We start from the raw sequence: 20,732 nt of genomic DNA, 5'->3' as shown, positions 1-20,732 counted from the left end.
TAATGAAGCGATGCTTAACGGTACAGCAGCACAAGAAGATTTATTGCCAACATTTCCTCCCGATAGCCTTGGAGGTCAATGCGAAGAATCAGCAGGGGCGAACGCAAGGAACGCCAATGCTACTCATGCGGGAAGAAAGTCGGATTTTGCTAGATAAAAATATAGTAGGAAAAAGGCGGCGCGCGGGTAGCGTGCGAATGGCGCGGGGGGGAAGGAAGAATTAGATCGATATGGGGGGAAAAATTCAGCAACGTCGCATCCTGTGCGACCGTATAGGCTAATAGCGGGTGCGGCAGCGCCCCAATATAAGAAGGTTCTATCGAGACCGTCGGCTTCTGCTTAATGGCGGAACTGACGGAGACTATGTAATTGTCAGTATGGTAGGGTTTATCGCAGGAACTAAAAGAGCTCTGCGTCGCTCCAACCGACCATGATTCCAGTCCTGGGACATGCACTCCCAAACCGGTTGTATCCCTACCGGAATGGGCATGTACCAGTGGAGCGGCGAGTTGCAGCAACACCAATAGCAATATCGTTATTTTTTGCAATGCCGGAATCATGGTTAAAATTGCTAAGCGAAGTGTATTTAAATATCCTACGCGAAAAAAATATTCACGCAAGAATATAAGAGATATCTGATTTATTCAACTTTTTCCTATAAAACGACAGAGTGTTATGAACAAAATTTTCAGTCTTGTAGCCACTTTGATGATTGCCTTGACGTTATCAATCGGCGGCATCTCGGACGCGGAAGCAAAGAGACTCGGTGGAGGTAGATCATTCGGCAGCAAATCCATTTACAGTTCCCCTTACCGCCGGTCTACGTCCAGCCAGCCTAGCCGTTCCGCCAGTCAACAGCAGGCTTACCAGAAAAATCAGGCAGCCAGACAGAGAATGTCGCAACGCGGGGGCCTGATGGGCATGCTCGGCGCCCTCGCCCTGGGCGGTCTGCTGGGTTCGCTGTTTTTCGGTGGCGCCTTTGAAGGCTTCAATTTCATGGATATTTTGGTCTTTGCCGGCATCGCCTATTTGCTGTACCGTTTGTTCGCCGCCAAGGCCGGCCAAAACAGACCAGCCCCCGCTTACGGCCGCGAGCAAAACAATGATTATCAAGAGCCGATGCATTACCGTGATAGCGAACAATCATTCGGCGGTCAAAATCACGCCGGATTCGATACCGACCTGCTGTTCGGCAAGGGCCAAAAAAACGCTTCGCCATCGCAACCTAAATCGCAGCAGGACGCCGACTTTAATCAAACCTCCGTTCCGGTCGGTTTCGATGAGAAGGAATTTCTCAAAGGCGCCGAAAATGCTTTTCGAATGTTGCAAAAGGCCTGGGACAACCGCGATCTTGCCGAAATCCGAGGGTTGACCACCGACAAGGTATTCGCCGAAATTCAGGAGCAATTACGCGCATCCAGCGAAGATAATCAAACCGATGTATTGAAACTGCAAGCGGACTTATTGGATATTCGCGAGGTTGGCCCGGAACTGGAGGCCGTGGTGTTGTTCGATTCGATCATGCGCGAAAACCCTGACGCCCAGGCGGAACAAGTGCGCGAAGTTTGGCATTTTGTCAAGCCCAGGGATAGTCTCCAGCCTAAATGGTATTTGGACGGTATCCAACAATTGGAAGATTAAACTGCCAGTCAGAAAGCTCGGTCGGATGGCGTAAAACGCTATCCGGCCGAGCGATTATACTCAACGTTTGTGAAATTTCGGCACAGGGGTGTCTATCAGAGGACGCCGTAAATCCATCCGTGGAGGCTTTACGACAGCATCCTTGCTGTCGAAACCTCTGCTAAACTCCCCTGTACCGCCTTGGATAAATGCCGAAATTTGAAGTGCGAAGGGTATAATATTTTACCTTTTCATTTTCCGGACAGATTCTCATGGCGACCGACAGCGAGAAAACCCGACGACGCTACGACCGCATTGCTCCTTTTTTCGATGGCTTGGAAGGGGTTTTGGAAGGCCTATTTTTTAGCCGCTGGCGAAAAAATCTGTGGTCTCAGGCGCGGGGCCCCGATATTCTCGAAGTCGGCGTGGGCACCGGGAAGAATTTCCCCCTGTATCCCGAAAACGTCCGTATCACCGCGATCGATTTCAGCCCAAAAATGCTGGAACAGGCCAGAAAAAAACGTGATCGTCGCAGCATCGAGGTCGATCTTGAACAAATGGACGTTGAATCCTTGTGTTATGCCGACAACAGTTTCGACACCGTCATCGCCACCTTTGTTTTTTGTTCCGTCCCCAAACCGAAAAAAGGACTGCAGGAGCTCTACCGGGTCTGCAAACCGGGCGGCCAGGTGTTGCTCTTAGAACATGTCTTGAGTTCGAACAAAATCATGGCGGCACTGATGAAATTGATGAAACCGCTGGTGCAATCGCTGTTCGGCGCTGACATCACCCGGCAAACGGTGAAAAACGTACAAGCCTGCCCATTCCAAAAAGTGCAGCAGCTTCCAGGCAGCAGCGACATGATCAAGCTGATCCGGGCGGTGAAATAAATTAACAGAAAGTCCCTTAAGCTTCCTGCCTTGCAATCGCTGTCCAACTTTCTCGCTAGTCTAATCCGATGACTTTTGTTGGTTACAGCTTGCAAGTTATCGCCTGAAGCTTCTGTAATAAATCAACTACAGCAGCGGTCACCCTAACCAGCCGTTTTTCCGTTCAAACTGGTTCAATTCATTTATTCTTCCATGCACGCTCGGGTGGAAGGTGCTTTCCGAAAAAATTTTTCTCATCTATGGCGTCATAAATTCCACCATTGATAGTAAGTAATAGGTAAATCGACAAAAATAAATCTATGCGTAAGAGAGTCCAATTGCCGTTGTTGCGAAAAAATTGATTGTAGGATTTTTCCTACACAAGAAGCATGACTCAGTATGAAAAAGCAACAAAAAATGAGGCAAACGACACACTTTACTATGGTAAATAACATAGTTTAATTAATTTAACCAATGTTGCAATCTCGCAAGCTTTTGTTGCTATATAACAAATTTTATTTTGGAACAGTTCCTGCGACTTTAATCGACTTGGATAAGCATCTAAGCATTTTAATGTTTTTTTGAGGGGAATATATGAAGCTAATTTTTACCGGTGTTTTCGCACCACAGAGTTACTCTATGGAAAAAAGGGGTAATCGCTATTGTCGATTGATCACAACATTGCCGCTTTGTCTAGCTGCTTCTACGGCGGCCGCAGAAAACGTCGACAATGCAAGTGATCAAGACAAGGATGTTTTGACGCTGGAAAAGATGGTGATTTCCAAGGAAAGCGAGTTCATGAAGTCGATCAACACGCTCGATATGGATGCCGCCGAGATTGCCAGAATGCGTTCATCCGTCAGCGATACGGCAAAATTATTGGAAAAAATCCCCGGCGTGAGTTTATACGGTGCGGGCGGCGTGTCCAGCATTCCCGCCATTCATGGTTTGGCCGACGACCGCGTGAAGGTTCATGTCAACGGCATGGACATCACCTCCGCTTGCGCCAACCATATGAATCCTCCTTTGTCTTATATCGATCGCAGTAATGTCGGCAGGATTACCGTGATGGCCGGCATTACCCCGGTGAGCATGGGCGGCGACAGCATCGGCGGCAGCATCGTCGTCGACTCCGCCGATCCCGTTTTCGCCGCGCCGGGAGAAGACATTTTGCTGGACGGCAATCTGTCGGCGTTCTATCGTAGCAATGGCGACGCGTTCGGCGGCAGCATCGCTGCGGGCATTGCTAATGAGAATGTACGTTTCGATTACACCGCTTCGCACACCGAAAGCATGAATTACAACGATGCCAACGGCGATTTGGTCAAGTCGACGGCTTATCAAAATCAAAATCATGCGGCGGCCTTGTCTTTTCAGTGGGACCGGCAACTGGTCGTTATCAGGGGCGGACAACAGCGCATTCCGTATCAGGGTTTTCCCAACCAGCGCATGGATTTGACGCAAAACGAAAGCACTTTCGGCAACATCCTGCATAAAGGCACCTTCGACTGGGGTAAAACGGAAGCGAATTTCTATTACGAAACGACCGAGCACAGCATGGATATCGAGAGCGATAAGCAGCCCGCTCCCAATGGCAGAATCATCAAAATGCCGATGGAAACCCGAGGCCGAAACTTGGGCTATAAGTTGATGGCGGAAATCCCGTTCAGTAACGATGAACATTTGTTTCGCTTCGGTAATGAATTCCACAGTAACCGGATTAGAGATTATTGGCCGGCTTCTCCAACGCCTACACCCATGATGACTCCTAACACCTTTATCAACGTCAACAATGGCGAACGCGACAGGGTCGGTTTCTTTGGCGAATGGGAAGGCAATTGGACTTCTGAGATCAGTACGCTTTTGGGATTGCGTTATGATCACACGAATGTCAATGCTGGGGATGTGCAAGGATACAATACTATGGCAATGATGTATCAAAATGATGCCGACGCCTTCAATGCGCGCGATCATGAACGCAATTTCGACACTTTCGATGTGACGGCTTTGATTCAATATGCGCCAAACGACATGGCTCAGTTCGAGTTTGGTTATGCGCGAAAAAACAGGGCACCAGGCATCTATGAACTGTATCCATGGAGCACCAACCCGATGGCGATGGGCATGAACGGTTCGTTCGGCGACGGCAACGGCTATGTCGGCAATCTGGATCTCGACCCAGAAACCGCGCATACCGTCAGTTTAACCGCCCATTTCCGTGATCCGAAAGAAAACGCCTGGGAATTCAAGGCCACGCCTTATTTCACCTATGTCAACGACTTCATCGATGTGGATCGTTGTGGAGCCGCGGGCACGACATGTACGACGAGTTTTGCAAACAACCTGACCAGTAATAACACTTTTGTTTACTTGCAATACCAAAACCATGACGCCCGCTTATGGGGGATCGACGCCTCCGGCAGCGCGAAGCTTTACAGCGACAAATCGTTAGGCCAGTTCTCCGCCAGCACTGTCATGAGCTATGTGCGCGGCGAGCGCATGGATGGCGGCAATCTCTATCACATGATGCCGTTCAACATGAACCTGACCTTGCATCATGAGTTGCAAAGCTGGAAAAGCGCGCTGGAAATGCAATTTGTCGATGCCCAGGACGACGTACAGCAGATCCGTAACGAAATCGAAACATCGTCCTATATCCTGTTGAATGCCCGCACCAGCTATACCTGGAATAAAGTCCGCCTGGATGTCGGCCTGGATAATGTATTGGACAAGCAATATTATCATCCATTGGCGGGCGCCTACCTCGGCGACCAATACGGTATGAACCCAACCGGGAACAACATGGTGCCTTGGGGTAGGAACATTGCCGGCATGGGTCGCTCGGTCTATGTCGGCCTCAGTATCGATTATTAAAGGAATGCGAGGATATTCGGCTTAGGAAATCGCATTTCCTAGGCTGGACGCCGAAAAATCCAGGGAAGGATTCCATTCGACTGGTTCACAGGGGAAACGCTCAACGCGTAGCCCGGATGCAGCAAAGCGGAATCCGAGACAATTTCCCTACTTAGCGCCACCATTACGCCGCTGAATGTTGCCGGCATGGTTCGCTTTCACAAACCTGATCAACATTTTCTCGATCTCCACCAGCGGCAATACCGAAAAGGCAACCGCGACTATCCACTGCCATTCACGCGCGCTGATCGCGATGGTGCCGAACAAATGTTGCATTGGTGACAGATAGGTAAAGGCCAGTTGGAACAAGATCAACACCACGACCGCCAGCAGCACGAAACGATTGCCGGTCATGCCTTCAATGTTGAGGATGGAATTCTCGATTTTGCGCGAATTGAACAAATAGAAAATCTCGAACATCACCAAGGTATTGATCGCGACGGTACGCGCGTGTTCGATCGTCTCGCCGTGCCGCTCTTCCCATAGAAACAAGCCGAAGGTGCCGCACACCATGATCACCGAGACAAAGACGATGCGCCAAACCAGCAGTTTAGTCAGCAGCGGTTCCGTGGGACTGCGCGGCGGCCGCCGCATGATACCGGTTTCGCTGGGCTCGAAACCCAGGGTTAACGCCAGCGTGACGGTCGTGATCATGTTGACCCATAGGATTTGTACCGGCGTGATCGGCAGTTTTTCCCCGATCATGACCGCGGCGATGATGACGAAGGCCTCGCCCAAACTGGTCGGCAGGATGAACAGGATCGATTTTTTCAGGTTGTCGTAAACGGTCCTGCCTTCGACCACGGCCTGCGCCAACGAGGCGAAATTATCGTCAGTCAACACCATCTCCGCCGCTTCCTTGGCCACTTCGGTGCCTTTCTTGCCCATCGCGGTGCCGACATCGGCCCGCTTTAACGCCGGCGCGTCGTTTACCCCGTCGCCGGTCATCGCGACGATTTCGCCGTTGGCCTGCAAGGCTGTGACCAGGCGTAATTTGTGTTCCGGGCTGGAACGGGCGAAGACATTGATGTCGACCACCGCGCGTTGCAACTCGGAATCGGATAACGCCTCGATTTGATGCCCGCTTAACACGCCGCCGTCGGTGTCCAGGCCCAGTTGCGCGCTGATCGCTTCTGCGGTATCGGCATGGTCGCCGGTGATCATCTTGACCTCGATGCCGGCCGCCAGACATTGCTGCACGGCGGCGACCGCTTCTTCGCGCGGCGGATCGATCATGCCGACGACACCGAGCAGGGTCAAGCCGGTTTCCAGGTCGGCGAAGTTGAGATTGCGCATTTGGTCGCTGTCGGCCTTCATCGCGATCGCCAACAATCGTTGCCCGCGTTTCGCCATGGCTTGCATCCGTTGCTGCCAATGATGGCGGTCGAGCAAGGTGTCTTCGCCATTGCGGCGCTGTTTCGTACACATCTCCAACACCCGTTCCGGCGCACCCTTGATATAGGTAAAACCGTGTCCGGCATGGTCGTGGTGCAGGGTCGCCATGAACCGGTGTTCCGATTCGAATGGGATCACATCGGTGCGCGGCCATTTTTCCTGCTCCAGGCTGATTTCCAGGCCCGATTTCAATGCCAGCGTCAACAACGCGCCTTCGGTGGGGTCGCCGTGCAAGACCCAGGTACCGTTTGCTTCCCCGAGCGCGGCGTCGTTACACAGCAAGGCGGCCCGCGCCAGCTCCCGCAGCACTGGATATTGCTCGGCATCGATATCCTGTCGCTGCAATTGAAAACCGCCGTGCGGGTTGTAGCCGACACCGGTCACCGCAAACAGCTGCTCGGCGGTGAGCACCGAACCGACCGTCATTTCGTTGCAGGTCAGCGTACCGGTTTTATCGGAACAAATCACCGTCACCGAACCCAGGGTTTCGACCGCCGGCAAGCGGCGGATGATGGCATGGCGCCTGGCCATGCGCTGCACTCCGATCGCCAGCGTAATCGTCATGATAGCCGGCAGTCCTTCCGGAATGGCCGCGACCGCGAGTCCCACCGCCGCCATGAACATATCGGTCGGCGGATATCCGCGATAAAAATAGCCAAATGCAAAAGTGGCAGCAGCCAGTAACACGATGGCCCCTGTAAGCCATCGGCCGAAATGCGCCAGTTGCTTCAACAAGGGCGTGGTGAGTGATTCGACCTTGGCGACCAGCGTGCTGATCAAGCCGATTTCCGTGGCCACGCCGGTCGCCACCACGACGCCGGTGGCCTGGCCGCTGGCCACCAACGTGCCGGAATAAGCCATGCTCAGCCGATCGCCGAGCTCCGCCTGCTGTTCGACGGCGCCCGCCTGTTTTTCCGCCGGCAGCGATTCGCCGGTCAACACCGCTTCCTGGACGCGGAAGTTACGGCATTTCAACAGGCGCAGATCGGCCGGGACTTTATCGCCGGACTGCAATGTGACGATATCGCCGGGGACCAAGCGTTCGGCAGCGATGGTGTTCTGCGTGCCATCACGGATCACCGCCGCCTGCGGCGACAGCATGTTGCGGATTGCCCGCAAGGCATTCTCGGCCTTGCCTTCCTGGATAAAACCGATCAGGCCGTTAATCAACACGACACCGACGATTACCGCGCTGTCCAAAGTATGGTCCAATGACAAGGTGATGGCCGCGGTCACCAACAAAACATAGATCAGCAGGTTGTGAAACTGGCCGATGAAACGCAACCAGGCGCTACGCGGCTTGATTTCCGGTAAGCGGTTGAGGCCGTATTGCCGCTGCCGTTCACCAGCCTCCGCTGCCGACAGGCCTTGCAAAGAAGAACCTAATTCGGACAGAACCTGCTCGGCAGCCATGCTATGCCACGGGGTTTTTTTTGGCGGTTGGCGCCGATTCGGCCGGCGGCCCTGGCGCCTCTGTAGCCAGTGCCAGGTGAGCAGGGCGGAGACGATCCCCAGCAAGATCGACGTCGACAATAGCAGCCATGGCCAAACCTGGGGCTGTGAACAAAAGCGGTAAGCGGCGAGAAAGCCGGATTTCAAGTTCATGTCTCGTGTTGTTAGCCGGTTGTAAAATTAATCGTGACTCAGTTGTGTCGACTTTCCAAGGCCGCCAAGCGTCCGCGCAGGTTTTCTATCTCTTCCAATAGTTCCAGTGCCAGCGCCGTGCCGGCCAAGTTGATTCCCAAATCCCGTTGCAAACGCTGCACGGCCAGTACCCGTTTCAGGTTATCGCCACTGAATCGCCACTCGGTAACATCCTTGCCCTTAGGTTCCAAGATGCCTTCGTCGACCAGGGCAATGATCCATTCGGCATGGACGGAACAAGCCCGGCTCAAATCACCGAGGGTGAATTCGGTTTCTTCCTCCAGCACGACGCCTTCCAGAATATATGTTTTATCGGTCATTTAAACCCCCATGCCTGCGCGTGGATTGAATCTTAATTTTTCCTGCATCTCGCGATAGAGCGCCCGCGCTTGCTCATTGTTGGCCGGCGGCAAAGATACCTGGAGGATGAAATACAGATCTCCCGGCGGTTTTCCCGGAATACCGCGTCCCTTCAGGCGCAGTTTCTTGCCTGACAAGGAGCCTGGCGGAATCTTCAAATCCACCGTTCCGCCCGGTGTCGGCGCCTTGACCGTCGCGCCCAAAGCCAGCTCCCACGGCGCCAACGGCAAGTCGCACAGGATATCCTTGCCGTCGACTCGATAAAATCGATGCGGGTTGAATTCGACCTGTAAATACAAATCACCGGGCTTGCCTTGGCCGCTACCGGCACCTCCTTGGCCAGCCAAACGAATATGTTGCCCCTGGTGAATGCCCTTGGGAATATGCACATTCAATGTTCGGCTTTTGACTTGCGGGCGGCCTTGGCTATCCAATACGGTATTACGCAGGTTGATATTGCGGGTGGCCCCATGATAGGCGTCGTCCAGGTCGATCGAAATTTTGGCGAAGGTGTCCTGGCCACGGGCATGGAATGTCCGCTGCTCAAATTCTCGCCCAAAAATCCCGCCGCCGAACAAGGATTCGAAAAAGTCGCTGAAACCGCGGGTATCGGCGCCGGTAAAACCACCGCTATGAAACTCGAACCCCTTATTCCAATCAGGCGGCGGCCGAAACTCTTGGCCGGCCTTCCAGTTGGCGCCAAGGCGATCATAGGCGGCGCGTTTTTCCGGGTCCTTCAACACCTCGTAGGCTTCGCCAACCTCCTTAAAGCGTGCTTCGGCGTCCGGCTCTTTGCTGACATCGGGATGATATTTGCGCGCCAGTTTGCGATAGGCCCGTTTGATTTCATCCTTGCTGGCATCACGGCTAACCCCCATGATTTTGTAATAGTCTTTAAATTCCATTATGGAAACCCTAATTTATTCTCGTCATTAGTGATATTTCGGTACAGGTGTGCCCGTCAGAGGATACCGTAAATCCGTCCGTGGAGGCTTTGCGGCGGCATCCCTGCTGTCGAAACCTCTGCTGAACACCCCCTGTACCGCCGTTGATAAGTGCCGAAATTTGAAGTCAGGTAAGTATATTAACTGGTCGATCATGAGTTTAAATCAATATGGCTTGCCGTGCATCGATTGCAATTTCCGGTAATCGCCGCCCTATCATTCTCTGGAGGAACCAATCATCTTATATCAGCACTAACTGAAATAGTGCGCTAAAGGTTTTTTAAGTAGAGAGACTTTGGAAATAAGATTTTTTTGTCAATCATATAATTACCGCTATCCGATTGCTGTTTTTTGTTAAGCTATTAAGGAGGACAACAATTAACTCTCTGATTCTTTAATACAAAAATAAACTCCCCCTGCATGGAAACGTAACGACAACAGGCGGGAAATAAAAAACAATACCGATTTCTTCATTGATTAGCAGAGGTTGTTATGACATTAAACTTTCGCAGTGTTTTACTCAGCATTCTTTTTTGCGCCGCTATTTCGGCCCAGGCCGCCTTGCCGGCTTTCGATAGCGGAGGCCGGCCGGTGCCGTCGATCGCCCCGATGCTGAAGCGTGTTAATCCGGCGGTCGTCAACATTTCCACCTTTTCCACCCGTGAAGTTTACAATCCATTGTTGAACGATCCGTTTTTCCGTCATTTCTTTCAAATTCCCGAGCAGCCCCGTTATCAACCCAAAAGGCAGCAACATAGCGCCGGTTCCGGCGTTATTGTCGATAAGGAAAAAGGCTTGGTGATTACCAACTTCCATGTTGTCAACAATGCCGATGAGGTCTTTGTGTCGCTGATCGATGGCCGTGATTTCAAGGCCAAGGTCATCGGCGAGGATAAAGAATTGGATATTGCGATATTGCAAATCAAGGGCTCGAACCTGACCGAAGTACAACTGGGCGATTCCAACCGCCTGGAAGTCGGCGATTTCGTCGTCGCCATCGGCAACCCGTTTGGTTTGGGGCAAACGGTGACGACCGGTGTCGTCAGCGCCCTGGGCCGTTCCGGTCTTGGTATCGAAGGCTATGAAAATTTCATTCAAACCGATGCCTCGATCAACCCCGGTAACTCGGGCGGTGCCTTGGTCAATCTTAATGGTGAGCTAATTGGCATTAATACCGCTATTATCGCTCCCTCCGGCGGCAACATCGGCATTGGTTTCGCCATTCCGATCGATATGGTGAAAGCGAGCATGGTACAAATTGTCGAACACGGTGAAGTCAGACGAGGCATGATCGGAGTCACCATTCAGGACATAAACTCGGAATTGCGCAAGGCTTTTGATTTGAAACATGGTCAACAAGGGGTATTGGTCACCGGAGTAATCGGCGATTCGGCGGCGGAAAAAGCCGGTTTGAAAGCCGGCGACGTGATCGTCAGCGTCGACGGCAAGGCCACCCGCTCCACCGGCCAATTGCGCAGTTCCATCGCAGTTCGGGAAATCGGTGAAACACTGGCTTTGAATGTGATTCGTGACGGCAAGGAACGAGAATTCACGGTCAAGATTGAAAAACCCAAAGTTTCTACGGCGACGATCAGTCAAAGCAAAATGCTGCAAGGCGTGAAACTGGAGAACAATCCTAAAGGCGATGGGGTCGTCATCGTTGCGGTTGCGCCCAATTCGATCGCCGCCTATAGTGGATTGCGTCCCGGCGATGTGATCATGGAAGCCAACCGTATGCGGGTCTACGACCTGGACAGCCTGGGCAAGGCCTTGAATCGCTCCAAGGATGAGCTGTTATTGCAAATCAACCGTAACGGTAGGTATTTCTATCTGGTGATCCGTTAAAGTCTGCTCCAAACAACGAAACGCCCTGGTTGCGGGGCGTTTCTTCTCCAACCCAAGAAAGAAGGTAGGCACCGATGGCGCTCGATATCGACAGCTGGAACCAACATGCATTGACTAACCGCCTGCAAACGCTGTTGTTGCTCTCGGTGATGGGCGGGTTGATGCTGTTACTGGGATACTTATTGTGGGAGTTGGAAGGCATTATGATACTCGCCATAACGGGCGCCTTATTGTTGCTGATCAATCCCCGTTTCGCGCCTCAATTGATCATGCGTCTGTATGGCGCCTACCCCTTGTCCGCTCACCATGCGCCGCTGATCCATGCCGCGGTTCGCGAACTGAGCCACCGGGCCGAATTAAAGGCAATTCCTTCGCTTTATTATATCCCCAGCAGCATGCTGAATGCCTTCTCGGTCGGCCGCCCCAGTGATGCCAGTATCGCTTTAAGCGACGCGTTATTACGCGCATTGGACGCGGAAGAGTTAATCGGCGTGCTGGCGCATGAGATCAGTCATATCCGCAACAACGACATGGGGGTTATGGGGTTGGCCGATATGTTTAGCCGCATGACCAGCCTGATGTCGCTGTTTGGCCAGGTTTTATTGTTATTGAATTTACCGCTCATTTTGCTCACCGAAACCAATATCAACTGGTTCGCCATACTGTTGTTGATTTTATCCCCGCATTTATGCGCCTTGGCGCAACTCGGTCTGTCTCGCACCCGCGAATACGACGCCGATCTGAATGCCGTGCGCCTGACCGGATATCCCGAGGGGCTGGCGAGGGCTCTGGTTAAAATCGAGCGTGCCCAGGGGGGATGGCTGGAGAGGATTTTCTTCCCCGGCCGTAAAGTCCCCGAGCCTTCTTTACTAAGGACGCATCCGCCCACCGAGGAAAGAGTTCGGCGCATCATGGAACTGAAGATTCCTGAAAATATTTTGCCGCTGCATTTACTACTCGATAGTGAAAGTCTTGCCAAGCTGCTGAATTTGCGACAAGTGATGCGCCGTCCCAGGTGGCATATCAACGGCCTGTGGCATTGACCTGATGCAATATTGCTCAGTCGCATTCCCGGAAATGTTCGCTTTTAGCGACAATTTGTCGCGCGACACTATGTCACATTTTCAATAAGGAAATAGCATTCTAAACTATGCCCAACTCGAACGTGCTCCAACCTCCTAGAGCACGGAGTTATATATCCTTCTTTATTCATGCGGCCGCAGCGCCGCATTTTTTTTGCCCGTTGATAATTCCGAACAGAAATATTGGGAACATTCGACCGGCAATACTCGCCTTGCCGCAATAACAATTTTTTAATTGAGAAACGCCTTATTCTTGGCATTGCCCTCCCTTCTGTCGGCCTTTTTCTATCCATCGGCTGAAAGCATGTTATTTGACTTACTCAGTTAGGGCAAATAACACACTTTTTTCGGAAAAAAGGCTTTTTAAGCCGCTTGATATCTCCATTTCTTAAGCAAAACGTATCTACATTGCAATTAGTTTGCCAAAATCGGCGGCATATTGCCGCGCGACACTATGCCACATTTTCAAAGCTAAGCCTTGTTACTAGACTCTTACCCAACTCTTGTATGCGCTCTCCTCCTCGGAGAACTTGAGTTTATCTATCCTTCCTATTGCGGCCCTTCGGGCCGCTTTTTTTGTTGAGAGGTGCCTCCATGGAAAGAATTTATCAGCTAAGCGATTCAGCTCTACTCGACCATAAAGAATTACATAAACGAACAGCCTTCCACGAAGCCGGCCATGCGGCGGCCATTTACTTCGGCAATAGACAAAAAGATCTTCCTCCTGTGTTTTTCGAAATTCAAATTAGAATGCCGGAAAATAACAATGGCCAATTTTTTGCCAAAGTCATCGACGGACACCTTATTCAAAATATGCCTGTCGCCATTGTCGACAGCCTGTCCGATCTATCCCATGCCGATAAGCATAGTTATCAATGCGCCTACGAAGCCGATATCATGAATTTACTGGTCGGGCCGCTGGCCGAAGCAAAATATGTCGCCGAACGCGATGACGAAGTGTTCAATACTAATCTGATCGACCTCAAGGCTCTGCATAATTATGGTGGCGGTTCCGATGTCGATAAGGCTAATAGCTATTTGAATCTGTTCATCGCTTCAAAACCACAACGCGATAAAAAAATGCAAGAACTATTGCGGTTGGCATATCGGTTTACCGCCCATCCTAGGCATTGGCGCGCCATTTCGGCGCTGGCGGACTTGATTCTTGAAAACGATCAGGAAAAAATCAGTTGTGAAGATGTCATGGTCCTGTTTAACCGCATATCCTAAACCACGGCGCTACCGCGGTAACAAAATTCAGTCAAAGCGGGATTGAAATAGCCTGAAATCTTGCTCATGACATCAATGTTGCCTGGAATGATGCAATGCCCTATAGTCACCGCACTTTAAATTTCGGCACCTTAATACCTTCGCTTTCTGGGAGAAGGCTGGATGAGGGCATCATAAGAACCGAAATTTGAAGTGCGAACAGTATAATGAACTTGTCAAACATGGAGATATTTAACGATTAACCGGCTCATATCTAATCTCTGTAAAAATTCCAACATAAATGTCGATTTGTTTTTTTATCGGTAACGGTTAGAATGGTTTAAGCTTTGCGCTTAAGCTATTACTTAATCACATAACAGTGCCCGTACGTTCTCGGCCGCTTTTTATATTTTATTGCGATTTTCTTACGAAGAGATGAGTAGTAAAAGGGGCATTGTATAGTCATCGCACTCAAAATTCGGCACCTCAATAGTTTTGGCCCGCCGGGGTGAAGCATGATAAGGGTATCGCTAGAACCGATTTTTGGAGTGAGAACGGTATATGAAACGAAGAACGATGAAAGATCAAGCTCCCAAAACCTGCGCCTTATGCAGTTTGCCTGTCGAGCTGGACGCATTTACCGAACAGACCTGCGATAATCAATTATTGTATTTTTGTTGCGAGGGCTGTAAGAATATCTACAGGCTGCTGTATTCCGAGCAGTTAATCGACGCAGAAAAAACCGATAAACAATAATATAGGAAATTACAATGTCGTCACATGCAAACCATGCCGCACATAACGCTATTAAATCCGGCAAAATGGCCGCCAGCGCCGGAATCGGAACCCGCATTCTGCATACTGCCGCCAAACACCCTATTTTGTTGTTCGGCCTCGGTGTGATTGCCGGCGCCTATTTGTATAAAGCAAGACAACAAGTCAATGATGCGGAATCCTGTTGTGCCGATGATTAGCACCCTCTATCCTTGGTGAGTGGAGTCTTTCCATTCATTACATAGTTGCCAACAACGAGGACACCAGCTCGAAATAGCCATCGAGTAGATTCGCTAACAGATCCATTGCGCCAGACTCCAATGTTTGCCAAGGATGATCCAGTAAGAGTGCGATAATCTCGGCGGTTTTGTCTTGCAACTCTTCCACCATCTCCTTCGACAGATTGCCGACCGCGGTCAAATTCTCGGTCATCGTTTGAATTGCTTCGGTCGTTATCTGTTGCGGGTTTTCCACCATATAATTGATGTTGTCGCGAGTTCTGCCGACCCAATCGGTCGTCATGCTCGCTATTTCTTGATAATTTGCTTCGACCTGCGGAATAATATTTTCGAAAAAACCGGCATATAATTCCGTACCATAAATCACCGCTTGATCATACCAACGCGTCAATGTATCCAGCGGCGCAGCATAAAATTCCCTACCCAGCACTGCAGCCTCATGATGAAGTTGAATCAAATTCTCGCGAATCGTCCCGGGTAAACCCACTAAATCTTTTCGAAATTGATTGAGCAGTTGTTGTGTCGGGATATACATCTTATTTTCCAAATCCAGAAATTCGAATGCCATGTGCCACTCCTTTAAGCTACAACAAGAAATCAAAAAAGAATGCGGCCAACAGGCCGCATCAGAGGAAGGATTAACAACTCAAGTCCCTAAAAGGTCGCATACAAGAGTTGGCGTAAGTTTAACGACAGCAAAAATAAACAGGAATGTGGCATATTGCCGCGCGGCAATATGCCGCCAAAATTGGCACAATAAGTGATTGATATTTATATTTGCCCAAATAAAACAGCGGTTAAATTGCGATTATTTGACTGTCATAAAAAAGTTTTGCGCTATTTGCCGCATCCGCATGGGGCAATTAACACAATTTCACAATATCTGGCCGGATGTGGTGTATATTTTCCCGGCATGCATTTATTTTTTTCATTTCGCAAGCTATCGGCATCGGCAGTCATTGCCTGGAGCAATGGCGGCTTCAACAGTCTGTCATGAAAAATGTGTAATATAGACTGTTAATGTTGCAGTAATATAAACAGAAAACTGGATTTTATTAGCATGAAAGAAAGCACTGTAGACGCTAGACTCTCGCCGGAAGGGCATCTGGCCATTTTATCGAAGGCCGAGGTGAACAAATTATTGGATACCAGTCAGGGCGGTTTATACCAATTGCTGCACAATTGTTCGCTGGCGGTACTCAATTGCGGTAATTACATGGATGATGGCAAGGAACTGCTGGAACGCTACCGTTCCTTTTCGATAAAAGTCATTCAGGAGGAGCGCGGTATCAAACTTGAAGTTACCGGCGCTCCGGCCAGTGCTTTCGTCGACGGCCAGATGATCAAAGGGATCAAGGAGCATCTTTTCGCGGTGCTACGTGACATCGTCTATGTCAGCGACGAAATTAACGATAACCCAAAATTCGACCTGCACAGTTCGGAAGGCGTCACCAACGCGGTATTCCATATCTTGCGAAATGCCAACATCATCCAGCCCCGCACCGAACCTAAAATGGTCGTCTGCTGGGGCGGGCATTCCATTTCCCGCGAAGAGTACGATTACACTAAAGAGGTCGGTTATCAGCTTGGTTTACGCGGCCTCAATATTTGTACCGGTTGCGGGCCCGGTGCGATGAAAGGGCCGATGAAAGGCGCCACTATCGGCCATGCCAAACAACGGATCAATAACGGCCATTATGTCGGTATTTCCGAGCCCGGCATCATCGCGGCCGAATCCCCCAATCCGATCGTTAACGATCTCGTGATCATGCCGGATATCGAAAAACGCCTGGAAGCCTTCGTACGTTCGGGGCACGGCATCGTCGTCTTTCCCGGCGGGGCAGGAACGGCGGAGGAAATTCTTTACTTGCTGGGCATTTTGCTGCATCCGGAAAACGCTGAAATTCCGTTTCCACTCGTGTTCACCGGGCCAAAATCGGCTGAGGACTATTTCAAACAAATTAATCAATTTATCGGCAATACGTTGGGGTTCGAAGCGCAGCAGCGTTACAAGATTATCGTCGATGATCCGGCGCGGGTCGCCAGGGAAATGAAAGCCGGTATCCATCAGGTGCGGGAGTTTCGCAAACATAAGGGGGATGCCTATTATTTCAACTGGTCGTTGAAAATCAGCCAAGATTTCCAACAACCTTTCTTACCGACCCATGAAAACATGGCCAATCTGAAACTGCATAAAAATCAGCACCGGCATCAGCTGGCGGCCGATTTGCGCCGCGTTTTTTCCGGCATTGTCGCCGGAAATGTCAAAGACGAGGGGATTCGTGCGGTGGAAAAATTCGGCCATTTCGAGATCAGCGGAGATGCCGAAATAATGGAGCCGGTCGATGAGTTATTAAAAGCCTTTGTCGAGCAACAACGCATGAAACTGCCGGGCAAAACCTATGTCCCTTGCTACAAAATAGTCACGTAAACAATGATCGGCAGAGCATGGCTAACAGAGTAATAGCCGATATACTTGCCATTATTCACTTCGGCTTTATTGTTTTTGTCGTGCTAGGCGGCTTGTTACTGTTTAAATACCGATGGGTCGCCCTGCTGCATTTACCGGCCGTGTTATGGGGCGCATTGCTTGAGTTGAAAGGCTGGTATTGCCCATTAACGGATTGGGAAAATCATTTCAGGCAGGCTGCCGACCAATCAGGATATAGCGGCGGATTCATCGAGCATTATCTGATACCGCTTATTTATCCGCCCGCCTTGACTGAAAATATTCAGATTTTTTTAGGAGTCGCGGTGATTGTGATCAATGTATTCATTTACGCTCATGTGATTCGATCGCTTTCGCGAAAAAATGGCCATTCATTTTCTAAAAAAAAGATTGACCAACAGCGTCAGCAACAGGCTGATCACGATCATTGACGTAATCGGAATAAATACCGTACTGTGTTCGTTTTTGATATGGATATCGCCCGGCAGCTTTCCGAACCAATTGACCAACCAGGGTGCAAATTTTACCGCGAGGCCAGCCGCAACTATCGAACTGCCAACAATTATTAATAATTTTCCGAAATCCATGCCGCTTCCCCTGATAATTAGTATCCAGAGAAAGCATAAAGGGCTTTATCAAGCGATGCAACGGTCGAATACAGAGCTCACATCTTCGCAAGTTATCTTAGTCTGACCGCAATCCAAAATGTACTGAGCTAAATTCAAAATACATTTCCAGTTTTCACGATTGTCGACAAAGCGATAGGCTTCCTTTAACAGCTCTGTCATTTTTTGTTCTTGTTGCGTTGAATTGGAGATGAAAGCCTTAAGATGATCGTACGCTCTCTCGACATCTGAGTAACCACCATAATTGTGCAAGGCTTTAGGATTGATCAGATTCAGTTTGAAAATTTCGTCATCCCTGATCGACACATATTTGGCTTCCGCCAATGGGCCAACCAGTAAATTGATGACATCGGCTTCATAGGCGCATTGATAACTGTGCAGATCGGGATGGGATAAGTCCTCTAAGATTGATGAAGGTAAGTCGTTTAGCAACAAGCCGTCAATGACTTTCGCTGAAAAATGTTGCTTGGCGGTATTGGGTTTATTGATCTGAATTTCAAAGTAAACCGGTGGCAATTGTTTTTGTTTGTTTAGAAGGTAGATGGCTGCGGCATGTCCCGCTTCATGAAATGCTGTTTGTTTATCGAGTTCCTGATGGCTGAGTGGTCTATGTGTTTCTGCATAATAATGTCTGTGCATGGCGGTTTGTCTCTCTGTAAAAGAGCGGCCATGCGGCCGCACGAGTAAGGAATACGCACTCTGTTTTCACAAGGCCTTCGAAAATCAGAAGCGTAATTGATTCTAGTAAATAAGTTAAGCGTTTTAAATGCGGCATATGGTCGCGCAACAATGGGTCCAATTGTTCAACAAGGGTAACTTTTCAATTAATATTGTTTGTTATGTAAGAAACTTATAAAGAGGTCTATAGCATCAGTCAATTCCTTGAAAATGAATCTGTGAATCAGCTCAATTTTTTCTGGAATAGCACGCCTTGCTCCCTTCAAACCTCGGCTGTGCGAGGAGGTCGCCCGGCACCGAATTTTGATTTCCGATGAGTATCAGTATTTTCTTGCCAAAATAAGGTAGAAGGGTCAAGTAACTTATCAGATGCTTGCGGTAGAAATGTGAGCGACAAGGCGGATTTTTACCCTGACCGCCAAGCAAGGCAGGAAGGTAGAAAATGCGAAAGCAATTTTCTACCTTGCAAAATCCGCATTTCCACCATCCTCGCTCTCCACCTGTTTCGCTACTGCCGCATTGCTACAATATAAGGTCAAATGAACTGAAACCCAGAAATTCAAAGTATTCTCGAATATGTTGGGCTTCGCTGTCCCTCAATCCAACTTACCGGACTCAATCAAGGGAATGACGGAAACGGCGTTGCAGCGTAAGGCGATGGCGTGCCGACCGGGACGTTTGGATCGTTGCCCCATTCTGGATAACCGTCGGTCAGCGTTTGTAGAAAAGCCACCAGGGCGGCTTCCTCCTCCGCGCTGAGCCCCAGATTGCCCAGTTCCTCGTCGTTGACGTTCCGGGGGATCTCGGGTTCCTGCCATCCGGCGTTTGCTACGTCGCGAGTATTGTAAAAATGCACGATGGATTCCAGTGTCGGGAAAAAGCCGTTATGGGCATAAGGCGGCGTGATGGCGATATTTCTCAGGCTCATGACCTTGTGCTTGCCGATCTCGTTGCCTTCCGGATCGCGCTCGGCGATGTCCTCCCGTCCGCCCAAACCCAAATCGGGTTCCGGGTTACCGAAAATGTTGTCGTTGCGCGGAACGCCGATATTGTCATAGGTAAAATCGGTGAATAAAGGCGGAAACTCGCTGCCATCCGGAGCGATGGTCGTTTCGCTGACATGGCAGGCCGAACACAGGGCTTTGCCTTCGAATAATTGCAAACCTTTAGTCTCCTGCTCGTTCAACGTGGTTTGACCGATCAGGTAAAAATCGAATTTGGATGTGAAGCGATTGAAAAAACGGCTTTTTTCGAAGGCGGCGATGGCTTGCGCGATTTTATTGTAGATTTCGTTGACGCCGGGGGGCGTTAATTCGAACGGTCGAAATTCGTTGCCATGGCGGTTCCTTCTCTTTCCGTGGGAAAATATCGCCTCCGAGTCTCTAACGGAATAGGTTGGAATCTGTGCTAAATCCAAACCGTAAATTTTCCTGAACGCTTGTACATAGCGCGGCTTTTCCTGTAGCCGGCCGACGACGGCCCAGGCATTCGGCATGGCCATTTCCCGCGGATTCATAAAAGGTTGCTTGGCTTGGTCGGCCAGCGTTGCCGCACGGCCGTTCCAAAATTGACCGCCGATATAGAGACCTTCATTTCCGTCCCAATGGAAGAAAGGACTGAATGCCGCATAGCCGACGCTGGGCGCGTTCAGGACGCCGTGTTGGCCTGCCACGGAACCGGCGGATACCGGCGAACCCGTTAATACGTTTTGCGGATCGACAAAACCGGGCGAAGGCAGATTGATTCCTAACTTGCCCGAGTTAACTTTTTTCAAGCTATGGCAGGTGGCACAGGATTGATTCCTGTTTAATGACAAGTCCTGATCGCTAAAAAGTTGCTTGCCGAGTTTTTCCTCGGCCGTCAGTTGCAACTCGGCATTCGCCTGCCACGGTAGAAAAAGGGCTGAGGCGAAGCCGGCGACGATGAATCTAACTTTGCTTGCTGGCATGACTAAAATTCCAAAAATGAAAATCGTTATCAATTATAAACGATAACGATTCGTATTTGTAAATAAAATTACCGAGAATGTCTTTGCCTTTGTCCTGCAAACTTCGGCAAAATACGCATTAATCAACCTCGCCCTGG

Annotated in this window: 19 protein-coding genes; 11 read left to right on the top strand and 8 right to left on the bottom strand. The window is 50.0% G+C overall.

The features are described 5' to 3' along the window. Positions 1-149: 149 nt before the first annotated feature. Complete coding sequence (locus EP25_RS21970; RefSeq protein ID WP_036300539.1) at positions 150-560, bottom strand: hypothetical protein; 411 nt, start codon at positions 558-560, stop codon at positions 150-152. Positions 561-675: 115 nt separating this feature from the next. On the opposite strand from EP25_RS21970, the gene EP25_RS0112290 reads away from it, so the two are divergent. The 3 genes from EP25_RS0112290 (at position 676) to EP25_RS0112275 (ending at position 5,363) form a co-directional block, all read left to right on the top strand. Further along, on the top strand, positions 676-1,641 hold the full coding sequence (locus tag EP25_RS0112290; protein WP_031434166.1) for a Tim44 domain-containing protein: 966 nt from the start codon (positions 676-678) through the stop codon (positions 1,639-1,641). A gap of 251 nt (positions 1,642-1,892) precedes the next feature. Continuing rightward, complete coding sequence (locus EP25_RS0112285) at positions 1,893-2,510, top strand: class I SAM-dependent methyltransferase (protein ID WP_031434165.1); 618 nt, start codon at positions 1,893-1,895, stop codon at positions 2,508-2,510. Between the two features lie 618 nt (positions 2,511-3,128). After that, entirely contained in the window at positions 3,129-5,363 is a 2,235-nt protein-coding gene (locus EP25_RS0112275; protein ID WP_036300532.1) for a TonB-dependent receptor plug domain-containing protein, read from the top strand. Between the two features lie 147 nt (positions 5,364-5,510). Here EP25_RS0112275 and EP25_RS0112270 read toward each other — a convergent pair whose 3' ends face one another. From EP25_RS0112270 to EP25_RS0112260, 3 genes are read right to left on the bottom strand one after another with little or no spacing between them, the layout of a single operon-like run. Then, on the bottom strand, positions 5,511-8,402 hold the full coding sequence (locus tag EP25_RS0112270; protein WP_084191030.1) for a cation-transporting P-type ATPase: 2,892 nt from the start codon (positions 8,400-8,402) through the stop codon (positions 5,511-5,513). A gap of 38 nt (positions 8,403-8,440) precedes the next feature. Next, the gene (locus EP25_RS0112265) at positions 8,441-8,761 is read right to left on the bottom strand and encodes a chaperone modulator CbpM (RefSeq protein ID WP_031434162.1); all 321 of its coding nucleotides are present in this window, start codon (positions 8,759-8,761) and stop codon (positions 8,441-8,443) included. Further along, the gene (locus EP25_RS0112260; RefSeq protein ID WP_031434161.1) at positions 8,762-9,706 is read right to left on the bottom strand and encodes a DnaJ C-terminal domain-containing protein; all 945 of its coding nucleotides are present in this window, start codon (positions 9,704-9,706) and stop codon (positions 8,762-8,764) included. It abuts the gene before it with no gap. A gap of 531 nt (positions 9,707-10,237) precedes the next feature. Here EP25_RS0112260 and EP25_RS0112255 point away from each other — a divergent pair. The 5 genes from EP25_RS0112255 (at position 10,238) to EP25_RS0112235 (ending at position 14,855) form a co-directional block, all read left to right on the top strand. Next, positions 10,238-11,590, top strand: a complete 1,353-nt coding sequence (locus tag EP25_RS0112255) for a DegQ family serine endoprotease (RefSeq protein WP_031434160.1) — start codon at positions 10,238-10,240, stop codon at positions 11,588-11,590. A 74-nt stretch (positions 11,591-11,664) separates the two neighbouring features. Next, positions 11,665-12,633, top strand: a complete 969-nt coding sequence (locus EP25_RS0112250) for a zinc metalloprotease HtpX (RefSeq protein WP_031434159.1) — start codon at positions 11,665-11,667, stop codon at positions 12,631-12,633. A 633-nt stretch (positions 12,634-13,266) separates the two neighbouring features. After that, entirely contained in the window at positions 13,267-13,902 is a 636-nt protein-coding gene (locus EP25_RS0112245; RefSeq protein ID WP_031434158.1) for a hypothetical protein, read from the top strand. 555 nt (positions 13,903-14,457) lie between these two features. Then, positions 14,458-14,637, top strand: coding sequence for a heavy metal translocating P-type ATPase metal-binding domain-containing protein (locus tag EP25_RS0112240; RefSeq protein ID WP_031434157.1), 180 nt, complete (start codon positions 14,458-14,460; stop codon positions 14,635-14,637). 14 nt (positions 14,638-14,651) lie between these two features. Further along, on the top strand, positions 14,652-14,855 hold the full coding sequence (locus tag EP25_RS0112235; RefSeq protein WP_031434156.1) for a hypothetical protein: 204 nt from the start codon (positions 14,652-14,654) through the stop codon (positions 14,853-14,855). Positions 14,856-14,892: 37 nt separating this feature from the next. Here the strand turns inward: EP25_RS0112235 and EP25_RS0112230 are convergent, their stop codons facing one another. Further along, positions 14,893-15,462, bottom strand: a complete 570-nt coding sequence (locus EP25_RS0112230) for a hypothetical protein (protein WP_031434155.1) — start codon at positions 15,460-15,462, stop codon at positions 14,893-14,895. A gap of 192 nt (positions 15,463-15,654) precedes the next feature. Between EP25_RS0112230 and EP25_RS23265 the strand changes: the two genes are divergently transcribed. The 3 genes from EP25_RS23265 to EP25_RS0112215 all read left to right on the top strand — a co-directional run bounded on the left by EP25_RS23265 (position 15,655) and on the right by EP25_RS0112215 (position 17,774). Continuing rightward, positions 15,655-15,891, top strand: a complete 237-nt coding sequence (locus tag EP25_RS23265) for a hypothetical protein (RefSeq protein ID WP_152555641.1) — start codon at positions 15,655-15,657, stop codon at positions 15,889-15,891. Between the two features lie 63 nt (positions 15,892-15,954). Next, entirely contained in the window at positions 15,955-17,325 is a 1,371-nt protein-coding gene (ppnN, locus tag EP25_RS0112220) for a nucleotide 5'-monophosphate nucleosidase PpnN (protein WP_031434154.1), read from the top strand. A gap of 17 nt (positions 17,326-17,342) precedes the next feature. Further along, entirely contained in the window at positions 17,343-17,774 is a 432-nt protein-coding gene (locus EP25_RS0112215; protein WP_084191028.1) for a DUF2784 domain-containing protein, read from the top strand. Here EP25_RS0112215 and EP25_RS0112210 read toward each other — a convergent pair. The 3 genes from EP25_RS0112210 to EP25_RS0112200 all read right to left on the bottom strand — a co-directional run bounded on the left by EP25_RS0112210 (position 17,715) and on the right by EP25_RS0112200 (position 20,595). Continuing rightward, entirely contained in the window at positions 17,715-17,930 is a 216-nt protein-coding gene (locus tag EP25_RS0112210; protein ID WP_031434152.1) for a DUF2905 domain-containing protein, read from the bottom strand. The genes EP25_RS0112215 and EP25_RS0112210 overlap by 60 nt on opposite strands. Positions 17,931-17,978: 48 nt before the next feature. After that, positions 17,979-18,608, bottom strand: coding sequence for a hypothetical protein (locus EP25_RS0112205; protein WP_031434151.1), 630 nt, complete (start codon positions 18,606-18,608; stop codon positions 17,979-17,981). Positions 18,609-19,266: 658 nt separating this feature from the next. Next, positions 19,267-20,595, bottom strand: coding sequence for a cytochrome-c peroxidase (locus EP25_RS0112200; protein ID WP_051906624.1), 1,329 nt, complete (start codon positions 20,593-20,595; stop codon positions 19,267-19,269). Positions 20,596-20,732 lie beyond the last annotated feature (137 nt).

The sequence above is a fragment of the Methylomarinum vadi genome, from assembly GCF_000733935.1.
Classification (GTDB): domain Bacteria; phylum Pseudomonadota; class Gammaproteobacteria; order Methylococcales; family Methylomonadaceae; genus Methylomarinum; species Methylomarinum vadi.
Note: the sequence above shows the minus strand (reverse complement) of the source record. Positions and strands in the feature narration are given on the sequence as shown.